The organism is Trinickia symbiotica, from assembly GCF_003028655.1.
In the GTDB taxonomy this organism is placed as follows: Bacteria; Pseudomonadota; Gammaproteobacteria; order Burkholderiales; family Burkholderiaceae; genus Trinickia; species Trinickia symbiotica_A.
On the sequence record NZ_PYUC01000002.1, the window covers coordinates 244669 to 269297 of the forward strand.

General features: G+C 62.9%; 21 protein-coding genes. 12 read left to right on the forward strand and 9 right to left on the reverse strand.

Annotated elements, in window-relative coordinates:
• Window positions 1–103 precede the first annotated feature (103 nt).
• Window positions 104–1345, forward strand: a complete 1242-nt coding sequence (locus C9I57_RS04595) for an ABC transporter substrate-binding protein (RefSeq protein WP_107149469.1) — start codon at window positions 104–106, stop codon at window positions 1343–1345.
• A gap of 79 nt (window positions 1346–1424) precedes the next feature.
• Window positions 1425–2768, forward strand: a complete 1344-nt coding sequence (locus tag C9I57_RS04600; RefSeq protein ID WP_107149470.1) for a sugar efflux transporter — start codon at window positions 1425–1427, stop codon at window positions 2766–2768.
• A 26-nt stretch (window positions 2769–2794) separates the two neighbouring features.
• On the opposite strand, the gene C9I57_RS04605 is transcribed toward C9I57_RS04600, so the two are convergent.
• Window positions 2795–3784: a GlxA family transcriptional regulator gene (locus tag C9I57_RS04605; protein ID WP_107149471.1), complete on the reverse strand. Its 990-nt coding sequence runs from the start codon at window positions 3782–3784 to the stop codon at window positions 2795–2797.
• 176 nt (window positions 3785–3960) lie between these two features.
• Here C9I57_RS04605 and C9I57_RS04610 point away from each other — a divergent pair, with 176 nt between their 5' ends.
• From C9I57_RS04610 to C9I57_RS04620, 3 genes are all read left to right on the forward strand, one after another.
• The gene (locus C9I57_RS04610) at window positions 3961–4647 is read left to right on the forward strand and encodes a DJ-1/PfpI family protein (protein ID WP_107149721.1); all 687 of its coding nucleotides are present in this window, start codon (window positions 3961–3963) and stop codon (window positions 4645–4647) included.
• 372 nt (window positions 4648–5019) lie between these two features.
• Window positions 5020–6711 carry a porin gene (locus C9I57_RS04615; RefSeq protein ID WP_258187497.1) on the forward strand — a complete coding sequence of 564 codons (1692 nt, stop codon included), beginning with the start codon at window positions 5020–5022 and terminating at the stop codon, window positions 6709–6711.
• Between the two features lie 243 nt (window positions 6712–6954).
• Window positions 6955–8538: an inorganic phosphate transporter gene (locus C9I57_RS04620; protein ID WP_107149472.1), complete on the forward strand. Its 1584-nt coding sequence runs from the start codon at window positions 6955–6957 to the stop codon at window positions 8536–8538.
• Between the two features lie 91 nt (window positions 8539–8629).
• Here the strand turns inward: C9I57_RS04620 and ppk2 are convergent, their stop codons facing one another.
• The gene (gene ppk2, locus C9I57_RS04625; RefSeq protein ID WP_107149473.1) at window positions 8630–9556 is read right to left on the reverse strand and encodes a polyphosphate kinase 2; all 927 of its coding nucleotides are present in this window, start codon (window positions 9554–9556) and stop codon (window positions 8630–8632) included.
• 189 nt (window positions 9557–9745) lie between these two features.
• On the reverse strand, window positions 9746–10174 hold the full coding sequence (locus C9I57_RS04630) for a VOC family protein (RefSeq protein WP_258187498.1): 429 nt from the start codon (window positions 10172–10174) through the stop codon (window positions 9746–9748).
• Between the two features lie 195 nt (window positions 10175–10369).
• On the opposite strand from C9I57_RS04630, the gene C9I57_RS04635 reads away from it, so the two are divergent.
• A complete protein-coding gene (locus tag C9I57_RS04635) occupies window positions 10370–11512 on the forward strand; it encodes a patatin-like phospholipase family protein (RefSeq protein WP_107149474.1) in 1143 nt (380 codons plus the stop codon).
• 86 nt (window positions 11513–11598) lie between these two features.
• On the opposite strand, the gene C9I57_RS04640 is transcribed toward C9I57_RS04635, so the two are convergent.
• A complete protein-coding gene (locus C9I57_RS04640) occupies window positions 11599–12138 on the reverse strand; it encodes a carboxymuconolactone decarboxylase family protein (protein ID WP_107149475.1) in 540 nt (179 codons plus the stop codon).
• 115 nt (window positions 12139–12253) lie between these two features.
• Here C9I57_RS04640 and C9I57_RS04645 point away from each other — a divergent pair, with 115 nt between their 5' ends.
• Window positions 12254–13255, forward strand: a complete 1002-nt coding sequence (locus tag C9I57_RS04645; RefSeq protein ID WP_107149476.1) for a cupin domain-containing protein — start codon at window positions 12254–12256, stop codon at window positions 13253–13255.
• 95 nt (window positions 13256–13350) lie between these two features.
• On the opposite strand, the gene C9I57_RS04650 is transcribed toward C9I57_RS04645, so the two are convergent.
• Entirely contained in the window at window positions 13351–14274 is a 924-nt protein-coding gene (locus tag C9I57_RS04650) for a LysR family transcriptional regulator (RefSeq protein WP_107149477.1), read from the reverse strand.
• A gap of 133 nt (window positions 14275–14407) precedes the next feature.
• On the opposite strand from C9I57_RS04650, the gene C9I57_RS04655 reads away from it, so the two are divergent.
• From C9I57_RS04655 to C9I57_RS04670, 4 genes are all read left to right on the forward strand, one after another.
• Window positions 14408–15709: an MFS transporter gene (locus tag C9I57_RS04655; protein WP_107149724.1), complete on the forward strand. Its 1302-nt coding sequence runs from the start codon at window positions 14408–14410 to the stop codon at window positions 15707–15709.
• A gap of 33 nt (window positions 15710–15742) precedes the next feature.
• Complete coding sequence (locus C9I57_RS04660; RefSeq protein ID WP_107149478.1) at window positions 15743–16645, forward strand: amidohydrolase family protein; 903 nt, start codon at window positions 15743–15745, stop codon at window positions 16643–16645.
• Between the two features lie 42 nt (window positions 16646–16687).
• Window positions 16688–17572, forward strand: a complete 885-nt coding sequence (locus C9I57_RS04665) for an isocitrate lyase/PEP mutase family protein (RefSeq protein ID WP_107149479.1) — start codon at window positions 16688–16690, stop codon at window positions 17570–17572.
• Window positions 17573–17715: 143 nt separating this feature from the next.
• A complete protein-coding gene (locus tag C9I57_RS04670; protein WP_107149480.1) occupies window positions 17716–18882 on the forward strand; it encodes a YbfB/YjiJ family MFS transporter in 1167 nt (388 codons plus the stop codon).
• Here C9I57_RS04670 and C9I57_RS04675 read toward each other — a convergent pair.
• A complete protein-coding gene (locus C9I57_RS04675; protein WP_107149481.1) occupies window positions 18810–19811 on the reverse strand; it encodes a LysR family transcriptional regulator in 1002 nt (333 codons plus the stop codon). The two genes, C9I57_RS04670 and C9I57_RS04675, sit on opposite strands and share 73 nt — an antisense overlap.
• Window positions 19812–20048: 237 nt before the next feature.
• On the opposite strand from C9I57_RS04675, the gene C9I57_RS04680 reads away from it, so the two are divergent.
• Window positions 20049–20459 (forward strand): VOC family protein, encoded by a 411-nt coding sequence (locus tag C9I57_RS04680; protein ID WP_107149482.1) that lies wholly within the window; start codon window positions 20049–20051, stop codon window positions 20457–20459.
• 10 nt (window positions 20460–20469) lie between these two features.
• Here the strand turns inward: C9I57_RS04680 and C9I57_RS04685 are convergent, their stop codons facing one another.
• The 3 genes from C9I57_RS04685 to C9I57_RS04695 form a co-directional block, all read right to left on the reverse strand.
• A complete protein-coding gene (locus C9I57_RS04685; protein WP_107149483.1) occupies window positions 20470–21357 on the reverse strand; it encodes a LysR family transcriptional regulator in 888 nt (295 codons plus the stop codon).
• A 187-nt stretch (window positions 21358–21544) separates the two neighbouring features.
• Window positions 21545–22654: an NAD(P)H-dependent flavin oxidoreductase gene (locus C9I57_RS04690; RefSeq protein ID WP_107149484.1), complete on the reverse strand. Its 1110-nt coding sequence runs from the start codon at window positions 22652–22654 to the stop codon at window positions 21545–21547.
• Between the two features lie 399 nt (window positions 22655–23053).
• Entirely contained in the window at window positions 23054–24565 is a 1512-nt protein-coding gene (locus tag C9I57_RS04695) for a CoA-acylating methylmalonate-semialdehyde dehydrogenase (protein WP_107149485.1), read from the reverse strand.
• Window positions 24566–24629 lie beyond the last annotated feature (64 nt).

A 24629-nucleotide genomic window follows, 5' to 3' on the forward strand; every position in this document is an offset into this window, starting at 1 on the left:
TCTATCAGGATGCTTGATGCCATAAAAATTTAAGCGCTTAAATTCACGCGCTGCACGGGATTCGAAACAGCGCGGCAGATAACGCCAAGTCAAGGAGACGGAGATGAAATTCGACGCACGCAGGCTCGCGCTCACCTGTATTGCCGCAGCGACGCTTTGCGCCGCGACCAGTGCCATTGCGGGCACGCTCACGGTCAATGTATCGGCGCGTGGCAGTCAACGCGCCACCTGGCAAAACGTGTTCGATCAGTTCAAGAAGGCGAACCCCGACGTCGACCTGAAAGTCACGTACGTCGGCGACGAAGCCTACAAAGTGCAGATCTCGGGGTGGCTTGCGACCGATCCGCCCGATGTGCTGAGCTGGCACAACGGGGAACGCATGGCCTACTTCGCCAAGCGCGGGCTGCTCCAGGACCTCAGCAGCGACTGGCAAAAAAACGGCTGGAACCAAACCTACGCATCGGTGAAGCAATCGTCGACGTGGGCCGGCAAGCAATACAGCGTACCGCTCGGGACCGATGCCTACGGATTCTTCTATCGCAAGGACCTGTTCCAGAAGGCCGGCATTTCGGGCGAGCCGACCACATGGGCTCAATTCCTCGACGACTGCAAGAAGCTGAAGGCTGCGGGCGTGGCGCCCATCGCCGTCGCCGCGCGCGATTCATGGACGCTCGCCGCCTGGTTCGACTATCTGGACCTGCGCATCAACGGCTATGCGTTCCATCAGAAGCTGATGGCCGGCGACGTACCCTACACCGATGCGCGCGTACGCAAAGTCTACGAGACGTGGAAAACCTTGATCGACGACAAGTACTTCATCGACAACGCGCTTTCGTACGACGTCGATTCGATCGGGCCGCTCCTCGCCAATGGCCAGGCCGCAACGATGCTGATGGGCACGTTCTTCTCCGCTGTGCTGCCGGAGGCGACGCGTGGCGAAATGGGTTATTTCCGCTTCCCCATCATCGATGCATCGGTGCCGGTTGCCGAAGACGGCCCTGTCAACGTGCTCGTCGTGCCGGCGAAGGCCAAGAACAAGGTCGACGCGCGACGCCTCCTCGCGTTCATGGGCCAGCCCGAGATCAACGGCGAGCTCGCGAAAGGCTGGGGCCAACTGCCGTCGAACAACAAGGCACCCGAGCCGGAGGACCCGATTGCGAAGGTCGGTTTCCAGACGTTGTCAGGCACGACGGGAGGGATCGCCCAATTCTACGATCGCGATATGACGAAGGAGATGGCCGACGAAGGGATGAATGCGATGCAGCGGTTCTTCTCCGATCCGACGCAGCTCGACGCAATCCTTCAACGCCTCGAGCAGACGCGCAAGCGCATCTACAAGAAGTAGGCGCCGGGCAGCGGCGAGCGGTTGTCACCATCGCGATAGAGCTGGCCGCTTGGATAGTCGACTGAGCACATATCGATCCGTGCATTCTCAACTGAGCCGCCTCGCGCGGATTCCGCATTTCGCGTCGCTTGCGATCGCCACGCTGATGCTCGGCGTGGCGATGTCTTTTACCGCGCCGTACCTCTCGCTTTTCGGTGTCGAGGAAGCGTCGATGTCGCCGGTGAGGCTCGGCGTCTTCATGACGCTCATTTCCGCGAGCGGCGTATTGGCCAGCACCATCGCGGGCCGTTGGTCCGACCGCCGCGGCAGACATCGCGCACCGCTCATTGTTTCGCTCGTGGCGGCGGCGCTCGGCTTTCTCTTCTTTTGCTTTCTACGCGATTATTGGTTGCTGACCGCCAGCGGCGTGCTGCTGCTCGGCACTGGGGCGGCTTCGTTGTCTCAGGTATTTTCGTTTGGACGCGCGGCCTTGCCAGTCGCGGACAACGCTGAGCGCGACTTCGCTTCCGCCGCGCTTCGTACGCTACTGTCGGTCGCATGGGTCTTCGGTCCTGCCGTCGGAGCGCTGATCCTCGCTCAGGGCGGCTTCAACGGCCTTTTCGGCTTCGCCGCCGCCAGTTTCGCCGCGAGTGCGGCACTCGTCTCGCTTATCGTCGAGGCACCGGCTGAGCGCCATGGGGAGGCCGCGGCGAAGGCTCCCGATGCGGACGTTGAACCCGCATCGGGAACCACGTCTGCGCCGGACGAACCTCGACATGCGAGCCGCCGCATTGCGCTGCCCACGTCCGACGAGGTTCCTCGCGGCTTGCTCTGGCGTGCACTTTTCGCATTGACGCTGATCGGACTCGCCGCCAGCGCGACGATGATCGTCCTGCCGCTCTATGTCGTACATGCGCTCAATGGCACACGCTTCACGGTTTCGGCAACGCTCGGGCTCGGTGCGTTCCTCGAGATTCCGATGATGCTGTGGCTCGGCGCGCGCTCGTTGAAGCTGAACAAGCTGGGCTGGTTGACGACGAGCGCGGCCGTTCAGGCAGGCTATTTCGTCGCGGTCGCGGCCGTTCGCGAGCCGGCCGCCGTTATCCCGCTGCAGGCGCTCAGTGCGTACGTCGTCTCAGTCACATCATGCCTCGGCATGACGTATGTGCAAGACCTGATGCCTCGCGAACCCGGCGCCGCGACCGCGCTCTTCTTCAACGCCTGGCGCGTCGGCTCGATCCTCTCCGGCGTGCTCTCGGGAACGATCATTGGCGCTTTCGGATACCGGTCTGTATTCCTCATGTGCTTTGGCATCGCGCTCGTCGCATTCATCCTGCTCGCGATCGACGCGCTGCCCGCGATGCGCTCGCGCGCGACGAGCGTGCTATTGCGGCTCTTTCGGCTAGGTGCCCGGTCGCGTGTGGGGTCGCGGCGCTCGAACTGAGCGGATGGTGGATCGTCACTCGGCGCTCACGCCGAAGGCGTCGATCCCCCCGCAAACCGCTCCCGATACACCTGCGGCGTGACGCTCAGCAAGCGCGTGAAGCTGCGCCGCATGGTTTCCTCCACGCCAAATCCGCAGCGAGCCGCGATGCGCTTCATCGGCCACGCGGTTTCGGCCAGCAACCGCTGCGCCGCCTCGACGCGAAATTGCTCGACGGCGCGCGCGGGCGTGCGGCCTGTTTCCGCACGATAGTGACGCATGAAGCTGCGCTCGCTCATGCGGACACGCTCCGCCAGTTCGGGAACCGACAGGTCGGCCGTCAGATGCTCGGCGATCCATGCGTGCAATTCGCCGAAACGATCGCCCGCCTTTTGCATCGACAATGTCGCGCTGAATTGCGCCTGCCCGCCCGGGCGCTTCAAAAACACGACGAGTTCGCGAGCGACATCGAGCGCCATCGCGCGGCCGAGATCGTCTTCGACGAGCGCGAGCGCCAGGTCGATTCCCGCTGTCACGCCGGCCGACGTCCATACGTCCCCTTCGCGGATGAAAATCGGATCCGGCTCCACCCGCAGGTTCGGATAACGCCGTGCAAGCTCGTCGCAGTGAAACCAATGCGTCACCACGCGGTGTCCGTCGAGCAATCCCGCCTCCGCCAGCAAAAACGCTCCCGTGCATACGGAGGCGATACGCCTCGATCTCGCTGCCTGCCTGCGCACCCAATCGAGGAGCTTCGGCTCCTTGGACGCCGAATGGACACCTCGACCGCCAGCAATGATCAACGTGTCGGCATGCCTGCTCGCCGATCGAAGTGGATCGGACATCAACGCAACGCCCGCGGACGTCGTCACGAGCCCTCCCTCGGACGAGACGACACGCGGCGCATAAGGCCTGGCGAGCCCCTGTAGCGCGGCAAGCTCGTTCGCTGACGCGAATACCTGGAGCGGGCCCGTTACGTCGAGCAGTTGAGCGTTCGGGAACGCAAGAACGAGGATCGATCGGTTATCGGAAAGCATACTGATGCAGTGGCAGAAACTGTTGGCGATATGGCATTTCCGCCAAACACTACGCGCATAGAATCGATTTGTCCATCGATGGCCGGGCGCGCTAGCCGTCATCGATGGCCCACCCTCGCTCGTCGGCCGCCATCGGCGGTTGGCGATACTCTCCGCATCCCCATGAGGTATTCGACATGCCATTGCAAATCGGCTTTCTCGTATTCCCACGTGTGCAGCAACTCGACTTGACCGGGCCGCACGAAGTATTCGCTTCGTTGCCCGACGCAACCGTCCATTTAATCTGGAAAACGCTCGAGCCCGTCGTTTCGAGCAACGGTCTTGTCCTGACGCCAAACATGACATACGGCGATTGCCCGCCGCTCGACGTCATTTGCATCCCCGGAGGCAGCGGCGTCACCCCGCTGCTCGAAGACGGGGAAACGATCGAATTCGTCCGCAAGCAGGCCGAAAGCGCCCGCTATGTCACATCCGTCTGCACGGGCTCACTGCTGCTCGGTGTCGCGGGTTTGCTGCACGGCCGCCGCGCCACGACGCACTGGGTATCGCATGATTTTCTCGAACCGTTGGGCGCCATACCGGTGCATGGCCGAGTGGTTCAAGACGGGAATCTGATCACGGGAGGCGGCGTGACGGCCGGCATCGACTTCGCCTTGTCGGTCGCCGCCGAACTCGCGGGTCAGCAAGAAGCTCAGGCCATTCAGCTCGAGCTCGAATACGCGCCTGCACCGCCGTTCGATGCCGGGAGCCCACAGACAGCACCGAGATCGGTCGTCGACCTCGTCAAGGAGCAATCGGCGCAGGAGTTCGCCAAGCGCGAGCGCATCGTCAGCCGGATTGCCGCCACGCGTGCCGGCCAATAAGCTGCAGCAGCAGGAATGGGGGCGCTCGCGCGAGACCGCGAAGCGCCTGCGCACCAAAATGGATCAAGCGACCCGCACCATTACGGAACATTTCGAAGTCCTAATAGATCCCATAAAAACGTTTGACTTTCCAAAATATTCCGTTCGCCCCAGACTGGCTGCCACGTCGTCGTAACAAATCTTAGGATTTCAATTCTTTATCCGAGCGAATCGTTCGCGATGCGAACGATTCGTATCTCCCTCATTCTCCCGCGAATAGCGAGCGAATGAGAAAGCGCTCGGCCCTATTGGAGGCATCGGCCTTATCTGAATTAACCACCATTCATTTCAAATAACTTTCAATACCGTACAAGAGATACGGAGGAGACATCGATGAAAACGCGACAAAGGCCGCTTTACGCGGCGTGCCGGCTATTGCTTTTTGCAGCCGGAGGGACCGCCCTTTCAGGAACCGCGCTCGCGCAAGCTTTGCCCGCGACGAACGAGAATCAGGAAATCCAATTGTTGAAGCAACAAGTGGACATGCTGAGCAAAAAACTCGATTCGCTCATGGCAAGGCAGCAGCAACCGCAGCAGGCGGTGACGAGCAATCAGAAGCCGGCCGCAACGCCCGGCGCGACTTCCAATCCCGGCGAAGTGCACGCGTCGAACGTTCCGCCCGAGCCGGCGCCGAATGTCTCCTCCTCGGGCTGGGGCGCGGGCATGCCGCCCAAGCTGAAGTCCTTGTTGTCGTTTCTTGGCGAGGTCGATTTCTATGGCAACCTCGACCTTTCCGTCGACTATGCGACGAAAGGCTTGGCGAGCTCGTACACGCTGCCGGACGGTACGGTCGTCTCTCCGAGAGGTCACATGGGATGGCAGCCCGACATTTCGTCGAATCTCTCCTACATCGGTGTGCGCGGCAGGCGTCCGTTCGGCTCGTCATCCGATCTGTCGTTCGTTTATCAATTGGAAACGCAGCTCGATGTATCGGCGACTTCCGGCACGGCGAATTCCAATTCCGCGCAGGATTCGACGGTCAAAGGCGCTTTGACTTCGCGCAATAGCTATATCGGTATCGCTTCGGCGAGATGGGGTGCAATCAAAGCCGGTAAAACCGACGCGCCTTACAAAACGTCGACTGCGCGCATGAATCCGTTTACCGGAACGCTCGGCGATTATTCCTCGATAATGGGTAATACGGGCGGCGATAATCGAGTCGAATTCGGAACGCGTCTCGATCACGCGATCTGGTATGAATCGCCGAATTTCCATGGTTGGTCCTTCAACGCGCTCGTTTCGCCGGGACAAAACCGCGGATACGAGAATTCGACGCAGGCCGCCGGCGAATCAGACTGCACAGGCGGCAATGTTCCCGGCAGCGGCGGCAACCCGGTGGCCTGTAACGATGGCAGCTATGGTTCTGCGTATAGCGCAAACCTCGCGTACGCGAACGGCCCCTTCTATTTCACCACGGCGTACGAGTTGCACCGCGACGTGAACCGTTCGAGCGACGTGACCGCGAGCCCCGCCGCGCTTGCGTCGCCAGACGGCACCGATCCGAACGACATCGGCAACGAGTGGGCGTTCAAGGTCGGCGCGCAATACAAGCTTCCGACGCACACGATCTTGAGCGGCGTCTATGAGTGGATACGCAGAGAGGTGCCCGCCTACCTCGAGGTGCAAAACGAGCGCAGCCGAAACGGCTTCTGGCTTGCGGTCACGCAGGAGTTCACGCCGAAGGACAGCGTGAGCATCGGCTGGGCGCATGCGGGCCGCACGCCAGGCGACCCGGGGCAGCACAACACGCCGGCGCTCACCAATGCGCTCGGCACCGCCAACCCGGACAATGCCGCCAACCTGTTCACGGCCATGTACAAGCACGCGGTCGACAAGCACACGACCGTCTATGCCGACTACGCGCTCGTGCTCAATCACCCGGCCGCGCACTACGCCATGGGCGCGGGCGGACGCAGCGTGACGATCGATTGTCACGATGGCAGCTCGATCTCGCAAGGCGCGCCGTTTTGCTTTGCGGGCGGCAGAGAGATGGGGGTATCGGTCGGCCTCGACTACAAGTTCTGAGAACGCTTACTTGCTCTTGCTCTGAACGGCGCCAACCGCCGAGCCTCCGCGAGATGCAATCCTTGCGGGGGTTTTGGCGGTTCCGGCCTACCGAGCGTGCCGGCGCCGCATCGACCGGCCCGAACGCACATTGATTCCACCTTGCGGATGACCGGCTGGAGGTATCGTCATCGTCCCGTCATCTTAACGACACACTCGCCACTCAGCATGGGTTCTCCCTGCGACTCAACTCGGAGAACCGGCATGCCGGAACTTTCGTATCCGCAGTCCACCGCCACCCCTGCGCGCCGCGGCCTCGGCCTTCTCGTCTTCCTGCTCGCCATCGCGCTCGGCGTCGCCTATTGCACGACCCATCTCGTCACCGATTTGCAGCCGGTGCGACTGCCTTCGGCGCTGCCGTACCTGCTGCTCGGCGTGGCCCTCTTGATCGCGCTCGGCTTCGAGTTCGTGAATGGATTTCACGATACGGCGAATGCCGTGGCTACCGTCATCTATACGCATTCGCTTGCGCCGATCCCAGCGGTGATTTGGTCCGGGACCTGGAACTTCCTCGGCGTGTTGACATCGACCGGTGCCGTCGCGTTCGGCATCCTGCAACTGCTGCCTGTCGAGCTGATCTTGCAAGTCGGCAGCGGCGCGGGATTCTCGATGGTGTTCGCGCTTCTCATCGCGGCAATCATTTGGAACTTGGGCACCTGGTATCTTGGTCTGCCCTCGTCGAGCTCGCACACGCTCGTCGGCTCGATCATCGGCGTCGGCCTCATGAATCAACTCATGCACGGGGCTTCCGGTACGAGCGGCGTCGATTGGGGCCAGGCGCTCGGCGTCGGCAAGTCGCTGCTCTTTTCGCCAATCGTCGGGTTTTTGCTCTCGGCGCTGCTGCTCGTCGTGCTGAAAGCCGTCGTGCGCGTCCCGCAGCTCTACTCTGAACCCACCAGCAACGAGCCGCCGCCGTTCTGGATTCGCGCGCTTCTGATCCTCACCTGTACGGGCGTTTCGTTCGCGCACGGCTCGAACGATGGGCAAAAGGGCATGGGCCTCATCATGCTGATTCTGATCGGCACCGTGCCCACCGCTTATGCGCTGAACAAGGCGGTGACGCCCGCGCAGACGCAAACATTCCTGGCCGTGGCGCAACAGACTTCGGCCGTGCTTTCGAAATACACGAACGGCGTGCCGGCGCCTGCCGATGTGCGCGGCGGCGTCGAAGACTACGTCCGCACCCGGCAGTTGACGCCGGCCACGCTGCCCGCGCTAGAAGCGCTCGTCACGCGTATCGGCCAACAGGTCGGCCGTTCCGGAGCGATGGCCAATGTGCCGACCAACACTGTCAGCAACGCGCGCAACGATATGTACGTCGCCTCCGAGGCGATCCGGCTGATGGAAAAGGCGAAGCAACCGGCGTTTTCGGCAGACGATCTGAAGGCGGTCGACAACTTCAAGAAGCAGTTGGACGGCGCCACGAAGTTCATCCCGACCTGGGTCAAGGTTGCCGTCGCCATCGCGCTGGGGCTCGGCACGATGGTCGGGTGGAAGCGTATCGTCGTGACGGTCGGCGAAAAGATCGGCAAGCAGCATCTGACGTATGGGCAAGGCGCTTCGGCTGAAGTCGTCGCCATGCTCACGATCGGTGCGGCCGACGTCTATGGGCTGCCCGTCTCGACCACGCACGTGCTGTCGTCCGGCGTAGCGGGAACGATGGCCGCAAACGGCTCGGGTCTGCAATGGAGCACGGTACGCAGCCTCGTGCTGGCGTGGGTGCTCACGCTGCCCGCTTCGATCGCGCTTTCGGCCGGGCTCTATTGGGTGCTGAGACAAGTGGCTTGATCGAACAGTGCTCGAGGCCGGCATGCGTGGGCCTCGAGCACGATCGTCTATGCCGGAACAGTCTCCGTAGAGCCCCGGTGCCGGCAGCGGCTCAGTAAATCTCGGGCACGATCATCGACGACGGCACGGGCTGGCGGATGTAATCCTCGTTGTGCACACGCTCGGGCAGCGTGACGACCGGGTGCTCGACCTCGTGGTAGGGCACCTGGCTCAACAGGTGGTGAATGCAGTTCAGGCGCGCGCGTTTCTTGTCGACCGCCTGCACGACCCACCAGGGCGCTTCGGGAATATGCGAGCGCTGCAGCATCACCTCTTTCGCCTGCGTATAGGCTTCCCAGCGGCGCCGACTCTCGAGGTCCATCGGGCTCAGCTTCCATTGCTTGAGCGGATCGTGAATGCGCGCCTGGAAGCGGATCTCCTGCTCTTCGTCCGTAATCGAAAACCAGTATTTGAGGATCTGGATGCCGCTCCTCACGAGCATCTTTTCGAACTCGGGCACCGAGCGGAAGAATTCTTCGTACTCCTCATCGGTGCAAAAGCCCATGACGCGCTCGACGCCCGCGCGGTTGTACCAGCTACGGTCGAACAGCACCATCTCACCGCCGGCGGGCAGATGTGCGGCGTATCGTTGGAAGTACCATTGCGTGCGCTCGCGGTTGCTAGGTGCGGGCAGCGCGGCGACGCGGCACACGCGCGGGTTGAGCCGCTGCGTGATGCGTTTGATCGCACCGCCCTTGCCCGCCGCGTCGCGGCCTTCGAAGATCACCACGAGCCGATGGCCGGTCGCGACGATCCAGTCCTGCAGCTTCACGAGCTCGCCCTGCAGGCGGAACAGCTCGCGGAAATAATGCCTGCGGTCGCGGCGCGCCTCTGGAGTGAAAGCGGACGAAGCATCGAGGAGGCGGTCGTCCACCTCCATTTCGAGTTCTTCGTCGTAGGCATCGACGAGATCTTCCTCGAAACGGCGCTGCCGCTCGGCGAAAAGCTCCGCGTCGGATTTCCTGTCCTCTTTGTCCATCGTATCCTCCAAGGCAACGAGTAGGCGCCAACGGCCGCCATGCTGGCGGCGCAAAGCTAGTGATTATCGTTACGCCTAGTGTCAGCCGTATTACTGCGAGCGGGCCCGCTCCGCCTCCCGCCGACCGGCCGCCACGCCCTTCGCAGCCAGGCCGGGCGGACCGCCGTTACCGCGGAGCCCGGCGGCCGGCTAGGCAAGCGGCCTCGCAAAGCTGATCTCATGTCCGTCCGGATCGACGACATGAAAATATCGCTCGCCCCACGGCGCGTCGAGCGGCGCGAACGCCGGCTCGAGCCCCGCGGCGAGCGCTTTGCGGTAAATGCCATCCACGTCGGAGACGTAGACGATCACGCGCCCCCACCATCCTGCCGGCCCGCGCGCGTCGGCGATCAGATTCAAAAACGTACCGCCGAATTCGAACGATGTGAAGGTTTCCGATGGCCCGCCATACTTGAGCGGGAAACCGAGCGCATCGTAAAAGCGCACTGCACGGGCCATGTCGCGCGTCGCAAGCGTCACCGCGCTCAGCGCCAGGACCTTGGGCTGCGGCGCAGCAGCCACGGCATCGTCGTCTTTCGCCGCCGTGCCGATACGTCGGTTTTCCGCCTTCTTCGCCATCGTCAGCCTCCGAAAGCCCGGGCCGTCGAACAATCTTCGGGCTACGCTTATGCGCAGTTGCACGCAGCATGCCATGGCGATTCCAGACGCACGAACGAAGCCTTTAATTCTTTGACTGCGACGCCGATTCCCGCTAAAAGATGATTCGTTGTCGCTGTTGCGTTCACGAGAGCGGAGCCCACGATGAGCAGGAGAATGCGGACCACGAGCCCCGAAGCGGCTTCGGGCCACACCAGCGCCTGCGCGCCGATGCCCGGCCAGGTCGTGCTCGTCTTGCAGGGCGGCGGCGCGCTCGGCGCCTATCAGGCCGGCGTCTACCAAGCACTGCACGACGCGCGAATCGAGCCGGACTGGATCATCGGCACCTCGATCGGCGCGATAAATGGTGCGCTCATCGCGGGCAATCCATTCGAAGACCGGCTCGCGCGGCTGCGGCAGTTCTGGGACGGTGTCTCGCAGCGCGGCATTTCGACGCCGGGCTGGCTGCCGGGCTTCGAAAACTGGTCGCGCGATCTCGCGATCGTTACGCAAGGCATCGCCTCGTTCTTCACGCCGCGTCTTGACGTCTGGGCCGGCCTTCATCAGCGCGTGGGCGTCGAGCACGCCGCGTTCTACTCGACAGCGCCGTTGCGCGAAACCCTCACTTCGCTCGTCGATTTCACGTATCTCAACGAGCGAAAAACGAGGCTCACGGTAGGTGCCGTCAACGTCTGCAGCGGGCGCATGCATTACTTTACGAATCGCGACGCGCCCATGAATCCCGAACACGTCATGGCATCGGCGGCGTTCCCGCCCGGCTTTCCGTCGGTGCGGCTGGAAGGCGAGCCGTATTGGGACGGCGGCATCTATTCGAACACACCGCTCGAGGCGGTTCTGGACGACAAGCCGCGACGCAGCTCCATCATTTTCGCGGTGCAGTTGTGGGCGACGGACGGCCCCGAGCCGGACTCAATCTGGCAGGTGCTGAGCCGTCAGCGGGACATCCAATACTCGAGCCGCTCGGAAAGCCATCTCGCGCGGCAAAAGCAGATCCATCGGCTTCGGCACGTGATTCGCGAGCTCGGACGTCACATTCCTCAAGAGCAGCTTGAATCGCCCGAGGTGAAAGAGTTGCTCGGCTGGGGATGCAACACGACCATGCAAGTCGTCGAGCTCGACGCCCCGCGGTCCGATGGAGACCTCAACAGGGACATCGATTTTTCGGCGAGCGGGATCGAGCGGCGCTGGAGCGCCGGCTACGAAGACACGAAGCAAATGCTCGAGCTCGCGCCCTGGCAAGAAGAGCCGGACCCGATGGAGGGAATATCGGTCTACCGGGCAAGCGCCGCGGTGCGTTGACGGCGCTTGGTTAGTACTACCAAAAGACTGCCATTATGAATCGAGCGTGAACGCGCTCATGATGCGGCGCGTTCACTCGTCGCCTATTACCGCACCGGCGGGAAATCCACGTCTGTATCGTTGATTCGATTGAACGTGTTCGTGAACGTGATCAATGCAATGGCGAGCGAAATGTCGGCCAATTGCGTGTCGCTGTAGCCCGCCGTGCGAATCGCATCGAAATCGGCCGCGCTAATCTCGCCGCGCGTGCCGACGAGCGTCCGCACAAAACGGACGAGCGCATCGCGCTTGGCGTCGCCGGTCGGCTCGCCGGCTCGAATTTGCTTGAGTACCTCGGGGCGCAGTCCGGCGAACTTGCCCAGCATCGTGTGCGCGGCGACGCAGTAGCCACAGCCCGTGAGTTCGCTGACGGCGAGCTTGATCGTCTCGAGGTCTTGCTTGGAAAGACTTGCGCCCGTCAGCACGGCCTCGGCGTTGAGATAGGCGGACAAGGTACCCGGCGCGACATGGCCCAGCGTCGCGAAGAGGTTGGGCACGCTGCCGCCGGTGGCCTTCTTCACTTGTGCAAACACTTCAGCGTTAGCGCCTGTGGCGGAATCGATGGAGGGAACGGCGATGCGGCTCATGGTGGGGACTCCTTCAAAGGTGGTTAGGAGCCCTCACTTTATGGGTGAGCGTTGAGCTTGCCGAGACTATGAGAGCTCAATAGAATGCCCAAAAGTCTCAACGCTGGAGAAGCGCGTGCGCCCTGGACCCGACTGGCTTAGCCGATTGCTGGAGATCGTCACCGTCACCGGCCAACTCGAGGTTCGCTGCGCCTTCGGCGCGCCGTGGCACGTCGTGTATGAACAATCGGCCGCGCGGGAAATTCCCTATCACGTCATCGTGAACGGGTCCGCGCTCCTTGAAGATCCCGATACGCGAACTTCGCAGACGCTTTCATCGGGCGATATCTTGCTGCTGCCGCACGGCTCGGCTCACGTCTTGCACGACGGGAGCGGGCGGCCGCCGGCGCCCGTTAGCGTAACGGAAGGGCCCAATATCATCCTCAACGAAAACATAGGATCGGGCGCGCGGCTCGACATGCTCTGCGGTCGATTCTTCGTCGAACCGCCGCATGATAGGCTCGTTCGCGACTATCTGCCCACTACGTTGATCGTCCGCGCGCAGAACGCAGTTCGTCACGCGGAGAGCGCGCCGGCCGCCGATCAGCTTGCCAGCCTGGTGCGAATGATGAGAGTCGAGGCCGCGGGAGAAAAGCTCGGCAGCCATGCGATGCTGAATGTGCTGTCATCGGCCCTCTTCGCATTGACGCTGCGCGCGGCGAGCGAATCGCAGCGAACGCCGAAGGGGCTGCTGGCATTGGCCGGACACCCGCGCCTCGCGCCGGCCGTGATGGCGATGTTCGGCGATCCCGCAAAGCCCTGGACGTTGCCGGAACTGGCACAACTCTGCAATATGTCGCGCGCCACGTTCGTACGTCACTTCGAGGACGCACTCGGGCGCTCGGCGCACGACCTGTTGACCGATATCAGGATGAGCCTGGCGGCCAACGCTCTGAAGCACCCCTCCGTCACGACCGAAGCGGCGGCGGAACTCGCCGGCTTCCAATCGATCGCGGCTTTTCGGCGCAGCTTCGCGCAATGGATGGGCGTAACCCCGGGAGAATGGCGGCGTGCGGCACGGCGGTCGGAGGCGGCCGGGTCGGTTGTCGTTGAGGATGCGGGGGCACGTGCCAGCTAGGCATCGTTCGCCCCTGGATACGGCGACCCTATCCCCCGTGCCGTGCTTCGGCGTTCTTTGGCGACGGCTGGCTCGATCTCGGCAATGCAGTCGGGCTACGCCTTTTTGCGATCGGTCGCGCGTGGACGACTGACCGTGTCGCCTAGCAACGAAGCGAATCTGTCCGCGAGCGTCGGCCGCGAGCGCTGCGGCCAGATCGCGCTCAGCTCGAACGGCGGCAAGTGCTCCCCGTCGCGCACCTCGCACAGCCGCACGCCCGCGAACTGCAGCGTCTTCGTCGACTGCGGCAGAAGCGACGCGCCGCAGCCCGCCGCGACGCACGCAAGCACCGTCAACGAGCGATTGGCGTCCTGGACGATGGTGGCTTCGCGGCCCGCCTTCCTGAAAGCGCTCAGTATTCCGGCGCGAATGCCCGGAAGCTGGTCTTGCGGAAACCAGACCAAGCCGATGTCCGCAAGCTCGGCGAGGCTGACCTTGCCGTCATCAGCCAGCGGAAACGATTCGTGAACGACGGCGAGAAGCGGCTCGCTCGCGATCAACTTTTCGTGCATCTTGCCGCCGACGGTCACCGGGGTATGCAGCAGCCCAAGGTCGATCTCACCTTTTTCGAGCGCGCTTGCCTGCTCCGCGTTGCTCATTTCTCGCAGAGACAGCTTCACGTTCGGCGTGTCCTTGCGCAGGGCACCGATGGCGGCCGGCAGCACTTCGAAGAGCGCCGCCGAGACGAATCCGATCGCGAGCCTGCCGCCATGCTGCGTGCCGATATCGCGAGCACGCGTTTGCGCGGCCTCGATGCGCGAAACGCTGAGCCGGATATCGTCGACGATCGCTTCGCCCGCCGCCGTCAGCGTGGCTCCGCGGCGTGTGCGCTGAAACAGCTTCACGCCCAGTTCACGCTCCATTCGCGTGATCGCCTGGCTGAGCGCCGGCTGCGCGATGCCGAGCACTTCGGCCGCGCCCGTCACGCTGCCGGCATCGGCAACGGCAAGAAAGTAGCGAAGGTTCCGCGTGGATTCCATATCGTCGTGTGATGAAAGATCAACAATTTCATAGTATCGCGCTACTGCAATGCTTTTTAGAATCTGTTTCGATCGTGTCGTGGGCGAGCGCCTCTTCGCACTCATTGCACGCGATAAAAAACGGGAGACATTGATGCAGTGGTATGGAGAGATTTCGAAGTCCGGACGACGCACGCTATGGAGTTGCTTCTCGGGCTGGGCGCTCGACGCAATCGATACGCAGCTTTTCAGCCTCGTCATCCCTGCCTTGCTCGCGACATGGGGCATCAGCAAGGGGCAGGCAGGCCTCATCGGCGGCGCGACGCTCGTAGCCGGATCGCTGGGCGGACTGCTCGGCGGGATTTTGTCGGATCGCATCGGCCGCGTTCGCGCGCTTCAACTGACGGTCGTCTGGTTCTCGCTCTTCACTTTTCTGAGCGCATTCGCGCAAAACTTCGAGCAGCTTCTCGCGCTGAAGGCGCTGCAGGGCATCGGATTCGGCGGCGAATGGACAGCGGGCGCCGTGCTGCTCAGCGAGACGATCAATGCCAGACATCGCGGCAAGGCGATGGGCGTCGTGCAAAGCGCCTGGGGCTTCGGGTGGGGCGGCGCCGTGCTGCTCTATACGATCGTCTTCTCGTGGGTATCGCCGCAATGGGCATGGCGTGTCGTCTTCGCGCTCGGCCTGCTGCCCGCGCTACTCGTGCTCTATCTGCGCCGTAACGTCGAGGAGCCGCCGCGTCCGAAAGCAACGTCGGCGCAGCCCGAAAAAAAGCTTGGCGTGTTCGCCATCGCGGCGGGCATCTTCGATCGCTCCGTCGTCCGCACGACCCTCGTCGGCGGTGTCATCGGTCTCGGTGCGCACGGCGGCTACCACGCGATCACGACGTGGCTGCCGACGTACCTCAAGACCGAGCGCCATCTGTCTGTGCTCGGAACAGGCGGCTATCTCGCCGTCGTCATCGTCGCCTTCATCACCGGATGCTTCGTCAGCGCGTGGCTGCAGGATCGCATCGGCCGGCGCCTCAACGTGATTTTCTTCGCGCTTTGCTGCGTCGTGACCGTGAACCTCTATGTGTTCCTGCCGATCGGCGATACGGCGATGCTCATCCTGAGCTTTCCGCTCGGCCTTTTCTCCGCGGGCATCCCGGCCACGCTCGGCGCGCTCTTCAACGAGCTCTATCCGCAGGGCGTCCGAGGGACGGGCGTCGGCTTCTGCTATAACTTCGGACGGATCGTATCGGCAGGCTTTCCCGTGCTGATCGGGCATATGAGCGGCTCGATGCCGCTCGGCGCCGCCATCGGCATCGACGCGGGCGTGGCCTATGGTCTCGTCGTCATCGCTGCCTTGCTGCTGCCCGAGACGCGCGGGCGGCGAATCGATGCGGCAACCGCATCGGCCGCGCGCGACGGGTCTTCATCGTCGGCGGAACCCGCGCCTGCCGGGCGCGGATAAGTGCATCGTCATTTTTTTTGCTCACTACGCTTCATGAACGATCTCGACGTCAAGGCCGCCAGCGAGACTGAGACCGCTGCCCCGTCCATTCAGCACCATGCGGATTGGCTGGAATTCCGCGCGCCTGAAATCACGGCCGTCGATTCGCACGCTCACGTCTTTACGCGCGGGCTGCCGCTCGCCGCGGTTCGGCGCCACGCGCCCGACTACGATGCGACGCTCGATGCCTATGTGGCGCACTTGAAATCGAACGGCATCTCTCACGGCGTGCTCGTGCAGCCGAGCTTCCTCGGGACCGATAACGCCTTCCTGCTTGCCGCGACGAAACGCTATCCGCGGCGATTTCGCGGTGTGGCGGTCGTCGATGTCGATATCTCCGAGCATGAGCTCGAGGCGCTCGATCAGTGCGGCGTCGTCGGCATCCGGCTCAATCTCATCGGTCTGGTGCTGCCCGACCTGCGGACGGGTGCATGGCCTCGCCTTCTTGCCCGCGTGAACGCCATGCGCTGGCACGTCGAAGTGCATCGGCAGGCGGCCGATTTGCAGGTCGTCGTCGATGCGCTGTTGTCGCAAGGGTGCACGGTCGTCGTCGATCATTTCGGCCGCCCCGACCCGCATGCCGGCGCCGCCGACCCCGGCTTCCGTTATCTGCTTTCGACCGCCGATTCGGGCCGCGTCTGGGTCAAGCTGTCCGCCGCCTACCGCAGTGCGTCGGGCAGCGATGGCCTGGCGCTCGGCAAAGCGCTTACCGAGGGCTTGCTCGATGCGTTCGGCGAGCAACGGCTCGTCTGGGGCAGCGACTGGCCGCATACGCAGCACGAGGCGCTGATCGATTATCCTTCATCGTTCGAAGCACTCGAAGCCTGGGTGCCCGACGTTTCGCGCAGGCGGTCGATACTGACGAGTTCGGCCTGCACGCTGTTTCGCATTCCTTGACGATTGCGTCCGCGCCGTCGTCCCGCACACGAGGACTACCCTATGAGCTCATCCGCTGCCTCCCGTAGAGAACGCTTTCGCGCCGAGATCGGCAAAAAGCAGGGCCTGCTCGTACCCGGCGCGTTCAACGCCATGAGCGCGCGTCTCATCGAGGATATGGGTTTCGGCGCCGTCTACCTGACGGGCGCCGGCGTCACCAACATGTCATTCGGGCTTCCTGACCTCGGTTTCATCGGCCTAACCGATATCGCCGAACATGCGGCGCGCGTTCGCGATGCCGTCGAGCTGCCGCTCATCGTCGATGCCGATACCGGCTTCGGCAACGCGCTCAATGTTCGCCAAGCGGTGCGTACGCTCGAGCGCGTCGGTGTCGATGCCATTCAGATCGAAGACCAGGTCATGCCGAAGAAATGCGGCCACTTCTCCGGCAAGGAAGTCGTCAGTGCCGGGGAAATGGTCGGCAAGATACGCGCCGCCGTCGATGCGCGCACCGACGAGAATTTCCTGATCGTCGCCCGGACGGATGCCGCGGCGGCGCATGGAATCGACGCGGCGATCGACCGCGCGCACCGGTTCGTCGAAGCAGGTGCCGACGTTCTCTTCATCGAGGCGATGGAGACGCGCGCCGATATCGAGCGGTTGCCGGGCCTCTTCGAGAAGCCGTTGCTCATCAATATCGTCATCGGCGGCAAGACGCCTGTCCAGGATCGCGATGCGCTCGCCGCTCTGCGCTATGGAATGGTGCTCTACGCGAATGCCGCGCTACAGGGTGCCGTGCGCGGCATGCAACAGTCGCTCGGCGTGCTGCTCGAGCGGGGACGCGTGGATGAAGACCCGGCCATCGTCGCGCCGTTCAAAGAGCGCCAGCGTCTCGTTCAGAAACCCCTCTTCGATAGTCTCGACGCGCGGTATAAAGAGGACGACTGACGGAGGACCGCATGATCGTCGCCGGTAAAAAGAGTGTTGACCGGCCGGCGATTGTCGTTCGCCTATCGACGAACCAATATTGAACGAACTGAAGGCTCGACGTGACGAGCCGTTCGAATTGGAAGATGGGTGGGTGGACGTAAATGGAAAACGCATTAGTACGCGCGCGCAGCGCTCCCTTGCTGGAGTCGATTGCCGGCGCATTGATTCTTGCCGTCGGAATGGGATTCGGCCGTTTCTCGTTCACGGGCATGTACCCGCTGATGGTGAAGGAAGCGGTCATGACTGTGTCGGGCGGCTCGCTCGCGGCGTCCGCGAACTACGCCGGCTATCTGCTCGGCGCGCTCGCCGTCAGCCGGATCGATCATCGGCATGCGGTGCGCCTCTGCCAATTCGCCACTATTGGAACAGTCGTTTGCCTGGCCGCCCTTGCGCTGCATCCGTCGATTGCGCTCATCATCGGCGCAAGGTTCATCGCGGGCGCCATGAGTGCCCTCGCGCTCGTTGCCGCATCGGTATGGCTGTTCCACGTGATCGGACACCATCACGGCGCGCCCATCCTCTATTCGGGCGTGGGGACGGGAATTGCCATTTCGGCCGAACTGATTGCGTTCGGTCATGCGGGAGGCGTTGGCACTGCGGCGCTTTGGCTACTCCTCGCCGCGGCATCGGCAATTCTCTCCGCTATTGCATGGCCGACGGTGGCACGCAATATTCCTTCGTACTCCGAACAACGTGAAGGACCAAAAGGCGCTTCGAGCACGAATCATGCGGTCATCGGTCCTTGGGCCCTCATCGCCATTTATGGTCTCGCCGGCCTCGGCTACATCGTCACGGCGACCTATCTGCCGCTACTCGTCCGAAACGCGCTGCCCCAGGTCAATCCTGTCCATATCTGGGCAGCGTTCGGCCTGGCCGCCGTTCCGTCGTGCTTCCTCTGGCATTGGCTCCATCATCGCTGGGGCAGCCGCACCGCCATGGCCGCCAATCTGGCCGTGCAAGCCGCCGGCGTCATCCTGCCTGTTCTCGATCATTCGGCGCTCGCATTTCTCGGTAGTGCCGTGCTCGTCGGCGGCACGTTCGTCGGCACGGTGACCGTTGTCATGCCGGCGGCAAAGCGCGTGGCCCATGCGGTGACGTTCAATCTGATGGCTACGCTCACAGCCGCCTACGGGCTTGGGCAGATCGTCGGCCCGCTGTTGTCGGATCGACTGGTCGCGCACACGCACTCGTTTGATCAACCGCTCGTCGTCGCTGCCGTAGCATTGTTCATCGCGGCAGCGGTCTCATGCGGGCGAGGCCGTGCATGAGCGGCCCGCGCGAGTTCGTCCGTGCCAAGCACATCAGCGCTCCACGCTCGGAGGAATTCGATCCACGTTTTGATCTTCGCGTCGACGTATTGGCGCGATGCATAGATCGCATAGATATTGAGCGTCTGCAAATGGTAGTGAGGCAGTACCCTGACGAGCGATCCGCTACGAAGGAACGCACGGGCCACGAACACCGGCAATGCGCCGATGCCCATCCCTTCTTGCAACGCAACGGCCATCGCGTCGGGAACGTTCACTTTGAATCGATGGTCGGGCAAACGAAAGAGGCGTTCGCCGTCGGGCCCGACGAGTCGCCAGTGATCGGCGGGGAAGACAGACGGCAACGCGACCTGCAAACACGTATGCCGCGATAGATCCTCGACCGTCTTCGGCGTGCCGCGCGCCGCAAGATACTGCGGAGCGGCGCAGAGGATGCCTTGAGCCGACCCGAGCTCATGGGAAATGTAGTTAGAATCGGGCAGCGTATCGAGCGACACGCGCAGCGCAATGTCATACCCGTCCTCGAGCAAGTCCGGTACGTTCTGCGATAACGTGAGCTCGATCGTCACTTCGGGATGGCGCTGCTGGTAGGCGGCGATGGCGGGCACGACGAAGTTCTGCCCGATGCTCGACATCGCATGCAGCCTCAGCGTGCCCGATGGCTTCGCATGCGCCTCGGATGCCTCCGCTTCGGCTTCGCCAATCGAAGCGAGAATGGCGCGGCAACGATTCAAATAGCGTTCGCCCGCCTCGGTCAGCGCGATGCGGCGCGTCGTCCGGTTCAAGAGCCGTGTGCGCAGGCGCGACTCGAGCTCCGAAATCGTGCGCGAGACATATCCTGTGCTCGCGTCGAGTTCGAGCGCGGCCGCCGTGAAGCTCCCCGATTCCGCGACCGCGATGAAAATCTTCATGCTGCGCACGACATCCATGCCGATTGTTGCCTCGTTGACTAGTACCAACTTTAGCAACGTTTGCATGGGACGCTGGCGGTTTGTTCAGATAGGGGTATCACAAAGCGCGATACCCCTCGGATTTCCGCCGTGGACGCAGGAAACAATGCTTTTCCGTGACGATAACGACTGACTGGCGTCTGGCTCATCGCCTTGCGCGGACGCACAATACAGGCTGCTAAACGACGCAACAACCAACCCCAAAGGAGCTCCCCCATGCACGCGCAACCGTTGACCGTCGGCATTGATCACGTCGGACTGACCGTGTCGAACCTCGAGACGACCCGTGATTTCTTCGTAAGCTGCCTCGGTTGGCGGGAGGTAGGAGGCCGCCCCGAGTATCCCGCGTCGTTCGTCTCCGATGGCACAGTGATGCTGACGCTGTGGCAGCTAACGGACACCGAGCGCAAGGTCGAGTTCGATCGTAAGCGAAACGTCGGACTCCATCACCTTGCTCTGAGGGCAGCAGATGAGGCATCGTTTGCCGAGATCGTCGAGCGCGTCTCGAAGTGGCCCGGTGTCATCGTCGAATTCGCGCCCGAACTGCTCGGCAAAGGACCGAAGCGCCACACGATGATCTACGAGCCTGGTGGCATCAGGATAGAGTTCGATGTCGTTCCTGCCTGAACCGTAATACTCAAGCCGCGGCCATGACGGGTCCGAGCTGTGAACGGGCAGTGTCGACGAACGAGCGCATCGCGCTTGATACATAAGCATCGTGTCGCCGGATGAACAACGTTTCGACTTCAGCGATCTCCGGCGGCACGGTATGGATGGTTACGAGGTTTTGATCGGCAGCAGCCGACACCACGCCCCGCGGCAACAGCGTAACGCCGATGCCCGCCGCTACGCAGGCGACAATCGCATCGAGCGAACCGAATTCGAGCGGAGTCGCCGTCACGATGCCCATATCGGCGAGCAGTTCATCGAGCCGCTGACGATAGGAGCAGCCGAGTCGGAAGACGATGGTCTTGAGCTCGCCGATCGCGTTGAGCGCTTCCCGTGAGCGAATCGCGCGCGCGGTAACGAGCACCAATTCTTCGCGGAAGACCGTTTCACAGTGAAGATCGGGATGGTCGACCGGCCCCGCCACGAACGCGGCGTCGAGACGGCAATCGGCTACGTCCGCCGTCAAGCTGCAACTCGTGCCCGTGGTCAGCGAAAGGCGCACTTGCGGATACATGCGCGCAAAGCTGCTGAGAACCGGGGCCAACCGAAGCGCTGCGGTCGTCTCGAGCGTTCCGAGCGTGAGCGTGCCCCCCGGCGCGCCGTCGTCGAGTGCCGCCAGCTTCGCGTCCGCCACGAGCTTCGCGATGCGCGCGGCATACGGGAGCATCCGCTCGCCGGCCGGCGTCAGGCTCACCCCGCGTACATGCCGCTGAAACAAGGCCACGCCGATCTCACGCTCGAGCGACCGGATCCTCGCCGTGACATTCGACTGCACGGTATGCAGTTCGGCGGCAGCGCGGTTCATGCTGCCAAGCCTCGCCACGGCTTCGAATACCTTGAGGTCGGCCACGTCCATGCTTTGCCCCTCGGGGAAGTGGAACACATCGCAAGCATCGCTGCTAATGCTACACCACCGTGTGTTTCCGCCGATGCGAGCAATGAGCCGCCCCCGCATCGCTTCTAGTGCCGGCCGCCTACCGCAGCGATCGAAGGATGGCGGCGTGCTCGCCATGCAACCGGCCGCGGCAACCGTTTTACGCCTTTCAGATAGCGCATCGGTCGCAAAGCCCCCTAACGGTGGCCTGCAACTCCTCCTCCAGTTTCGCGACTAGTTCCGCCGCAGGCAGATCGCGTGCTAGCGCGGCGGCTTGCCCTGCCCATTGCGCACCGTATCCGAATTCGCCCTTCGCCTTCGCGGCAGCATGGAGCGCCTTGCCAATGTCATAGGTGATGGGGTAAGCCGGGACCTGCGGCGCCTCGGCATCGGCGCCGAGCTCGGTGAACTTGTTCACGATGCTTCGCGCTCGACGACCTGAAATGGCCTCGGTGAATGTGGTGCGGCGTGCGTCGTCCCCGAGCAAAGCACGCCGGTAACCATCGTCGATCGAGGTTTCCGGACATGCGACGAAGGCGGTACCGAGTTGAGCCGCCGCGGCGCCCAGCGCGAACACCGCTGCGATCCCCGCGCCGTCCATGATCCCACCCGCGGCGATGACCGGCAGATCGAACTTCGATGCGAAGAGCCGCGTCAGTGCGAATGTGCCGAGCTCTTCGTCCTGTCGTGGGTCGAACGCGCCGCGATGTCCGCCGGCCTCGATTCCCTGCGCGACGATCGCATCGACGCCCGCGGCCACGACTTCCTCAGCTTCGCCGACATTCGTTGCAGAGGCCAAAAGCCGAATGCCGGCCCCTTTGAGCGCGTCGATCACGCTGCGCGAAGGCAATCCGAAATGGAAGCTGACAATAGGCGGCTTTTCTTCGAGAAAGACGTTGAACATGTCCTCGTCCACGAGAAAGCTCTTGTAGATCTCGTTCAGCTTCGCGGGTGGTGTGGCGCCGAATCGCGCGAAATGCGGCGCGAGCCATAAGATCCACTGACGCTCGACCGCATCGTCCGCCGTCGCCGGCTGGTGGCAGAAGACGTTGATGTTGAACGGCTTGCTCGTGAGCGCTCGGATTTCGCGGATAGTCTTGCGCGCGTTATCGGCGTTCATCGCGCCCACGCCATATGAACCCAGCGCGCCCGTATTCGAGACCGCAGCCGTCAGCGCCGGTGTGTTGACGCCGGCCATTGGCGCTTGAATGATCGGCTTCTCGACGCCGAGCAAGCTCAACAACGCTTTTTGTCTTTGGTTGCCGCTAACGCTATTCATTCCTTTCCCCTTGGTCCGGACTCAGATAGGAGGCGGTGCATCGCTGACGAACGTTTGCTTCCGATTCACCCGATACCGCCGAGCGCCAATATCTTGGCCGAAAAGCGTGGCCCGTGCGCCCAAGGACGTGCACGACTTCGACATAAGCCGCGCTCATGAACCCTTCACGGGCGATCAGAAAAGTATAGACGTGTATCGTCCAGCGACATCTTCGTTTTTGCGGGGAGGTGGGTCAATCGCCAACCGGCAAAACAGTGTTGACTGCGAGGAAAAGGCGGAAGTCTTGCGGCGTCCCAATGCGCGATGCGCCGCGACAGCCCGCGGCGCATCGTGTTTCCCGACGCGACACAATGAACGGCATGGGTTCCCCGCGGGAAACCAATGCCTCATCGATTGCGCTCAGCGAGCGGTAGGCATCGCGAACTCGGCGCCCTTCCCCACGCTCTCGGGCCAACGCTGCATGATCGACTTTTGCTTCGTATAGAAACGCACGCCTTCCTCGCCGTACGCGTGCATATCGCCGAACAGGCTGCGCTTGAAGCCGCCGAAGCCGTGCCACGCCATCGGCACGGGAATCGGCACGTTGATGCCGACCATCCCCACGTCGATCCGGCGACCGAACTCGCGTGCGACGTTGCCGTCGCGCGTAAAGCACGACACGCCGTTGCCGAACTCGTGCGCGTTGATCAGGTCGACGGCCTCGGTAAAGTCGTGCACGCGAACGCAACTGAGCACGGGCCCGAAGATCTCTTCCTTATAAATGCGCATTTGCGGCGTGACGTGGTCGAACAGCGTGCCGCCCGTGAAGAAGCCATTTTCGTGGCTCGGCACTTTGTGTCCTCGGCCATCGACGACGAGCGTCGCTCCCTCTTCGACACCCAGTGCCACATACCCTTCGACGCGCTCGAGCGCCTGGCGTGTCACGAGCGGCCCCATCTCGGCATCCGCCTCCATACCGTTCTTGATGACGAGCGAGCGAGCGCGCTCGGCCAGCTTCGGCACGATCTTGTCGGCGACGTCGCCGACGAGCACGGCCACGGAGATCGCCATGCAGCGCTCGCCGGCCGAGCCGTAGGCCGCACCGATCAGCGCGTCGACGGCCTTGTCCAGATCGGCATCGGGCATGACGACCATATGGTTCTTCGCACCGCCGAGCGCCTGCACACGCTTGCCATGCTTCGCACCGGTCTCGTAGATGTAATTCGCGATCGGCGTCGAGCCCACGAAGCTGACCGCCTTGACGTCCGGATGCGTCAGCAGCGCATCGACGACGACCTTGTCTCCCTGCACGACGTTGAACACGCCGTCAGGCAAGCCGGCCTCTTTCAGCAGCTCGCCCATGAAGAGCGATGCCGACGGGTCACGCTCGCTAGGCTTCAGGATGAACGTATTGCCCGCCGCGATCGCGACCGGGAACATCCAGCACGGCACCATGCAGGGAAAGTTGAACGGCGTGATGCCGGCCACGACGCCGAGCGGCTGGCGCATCGTCCAGTTGTCCATGCCGGTCGAAACCTGCTCGGTATAGTCGCCCTTCAGCAGCTGCGGAATGCCGCAAGCAAACTCGATGACGTCGATGCCGCGCTCGACTTCGCCTTGCGCATCCGAGAATACCTTCCCATGTTCGGCCGTGATGATGGCCGCAAGCTCGTCGCGACGCTTGTTCATCAGCTCGAGGAAACGCAGCATCACGCGGGCACGGCGGATCGGGGGCGTATCGCTCCACTTCGGGAACGCGGCCTTGGCCGACTCGACCGCCGCGGCGACGTCGCTCGATTCGCCGAGGATCAGCTTGCGGGCCTCCGTGCCCGTCGCGGGATTGAAGACCGCCTGCGTGCGCGTCGCCGCGCCGCGAACCCGATTTCCGCCGATGAAATGCGTGACGTCAGCCGTATCGTTGAAGGCTTTCATTTGCGCCCCTCCAGTTGAGTTGATCTATGCCCCCGAGTTTAAGAACCGCAGCCCCTGCCGCAAA

Excerpts from the sequence above, each read along its gene's own strand:
- C9I57_RS04595 (WP_107149469.1), top strand. The coding sequence starts at position 104 with ATGAAATTCGACGCACGCAGGCTCGCGCTCACCTGTATTGCCGCAGCG.
- C9I57_RS04605 (WP_107149471.1), bottom strand. The coding sequence starts at position 3,784 with ATGCTTTCCGATAACCGATCGATCCTCGTTCTTGCGTTCCCGAACGCT.
- C9I57_RS04610 (WP_107149721.1), top strand. The coding sequence starts at position 3,961 with ATGCCATTGCAAATCGGCTTTCTCGTATTCCCACGTGTGCAGCAACTC.
- C9I57_RS04615 (WP_258187497.1), top strand. The coding sequence starts at position 5,020 with ATGAAAACGCGACAAAGGCCGCTTTACGCGGCGTGCCGGCTATTGCTT.
- C9I57_RS04620 (WP_107149472.1), top strand. The coding sequence starts at position 6,955 with ATGCCGGAACTTTCGTATCCGCAGTCCACCGCCACCCCTGCGCGCCGC.
- ppk2 (WP_107149473.1), bottom strand. The coding sequence starts at position 9,556 with ATGGACAAAGAGGACAGGAAATCCGACGCGGAGCTTTTCGCCGAGCGG.
- C9I57_RS04630 (WP_258187498.1), bottom strand. The coding sequence starts at position 10,174 with ATGGCGAAGAAGGCGGAAAACCGACGTATCGGCACGGCGGCGAAAGAC.
- C9I57_RS04635 (WP_107149474.1), top strand. The coding sequence starts at position 10,370 with ATGCGGACCACGAGCCCCGAAGCGGCTTCGGGCCACACCAGCGCCTGC.
- C9I57_RS04640 (WP_107149475.1), bottom strand. The coding sequence starts at position 12,138 with ATGAGCCGCATCGCCGTTCCCTCCATCGATTCCGCCACAGGCGCTAAC.
- C9I57_RS04650 (WP_107149477.1), bottom strand. The coding sequence starts at position 14,274 with ATGGAATCCACGCGGAACCTTCGCTACTTTCTTGCCGTTGCCGATGCC.
- C9I57_RS04655 (WP_107149724.1), top strand. The coding sequence starts at position 14,408 with ATGCAGTGGTATGGAGAGATTTCGAAGTCCGGACGACGCACGCTATGG.
- C9I57_RS04660 (WP_107149478.1), top strand. The coding sequence starts at position 15,743 with ATGAACGATCTCGACGTCAAGGCCGCCAGCGAGACTGAGACCGCTGCC.
- C9I57_RS04665 (WP_107149479.1), top strand. The coding sequence starts at position 16,688 with ATGAGCTCATCCGCTGCCTCCCGTAGAGAACGCTTTCGCGCCGAGATC.
- C9I57_RS04670 (WP_107149480.1), top strand. The coding sequence starts at position 17,716 with ATGGAAAACGCATTAGTACGCGCGCGCAGCGCTCCCTTGCTGGAGTCG.
- C9I57_RS04675 (WP_107149481.1), bottom strand. The coding sequence starts at position 19,811 with ATGGATGTCGTGCGCAGCATGAAGATTTTCATCGCGGTCGCGGAATCG.
- C9I57_RS04680 (WP_107149482.1), top strand. The coding sequence starts at position 20,049 with ATGCACGCGCAACCGTTGACCGTCGGCATTGATCACGTCGGACTGACC.
- C9I57_RS04685 (WP_107149483.1), bottom strand. The coding sequence starts at position 21,357 with ATGGACGTGGCCGACCTCAAGGTATTCGAAGCCGTGGCGAGGCTTGGC.
- C9I57_RS04690 (WP_107149484.1), bottom strand. The coding sequence starts at position 22,654 with ATGAATAGCGTTAGCGGCAACCAAAGACAAAAAGCGTTGTTGAGCTTG.
- C9I57_RS04695 (WP_107149485.1), bottom strand. The coding sequence starts at position 24,565 with ATGAAAGCCTTCAACGATACGGCTGACGTCACGCATTTCATCGGCGGA.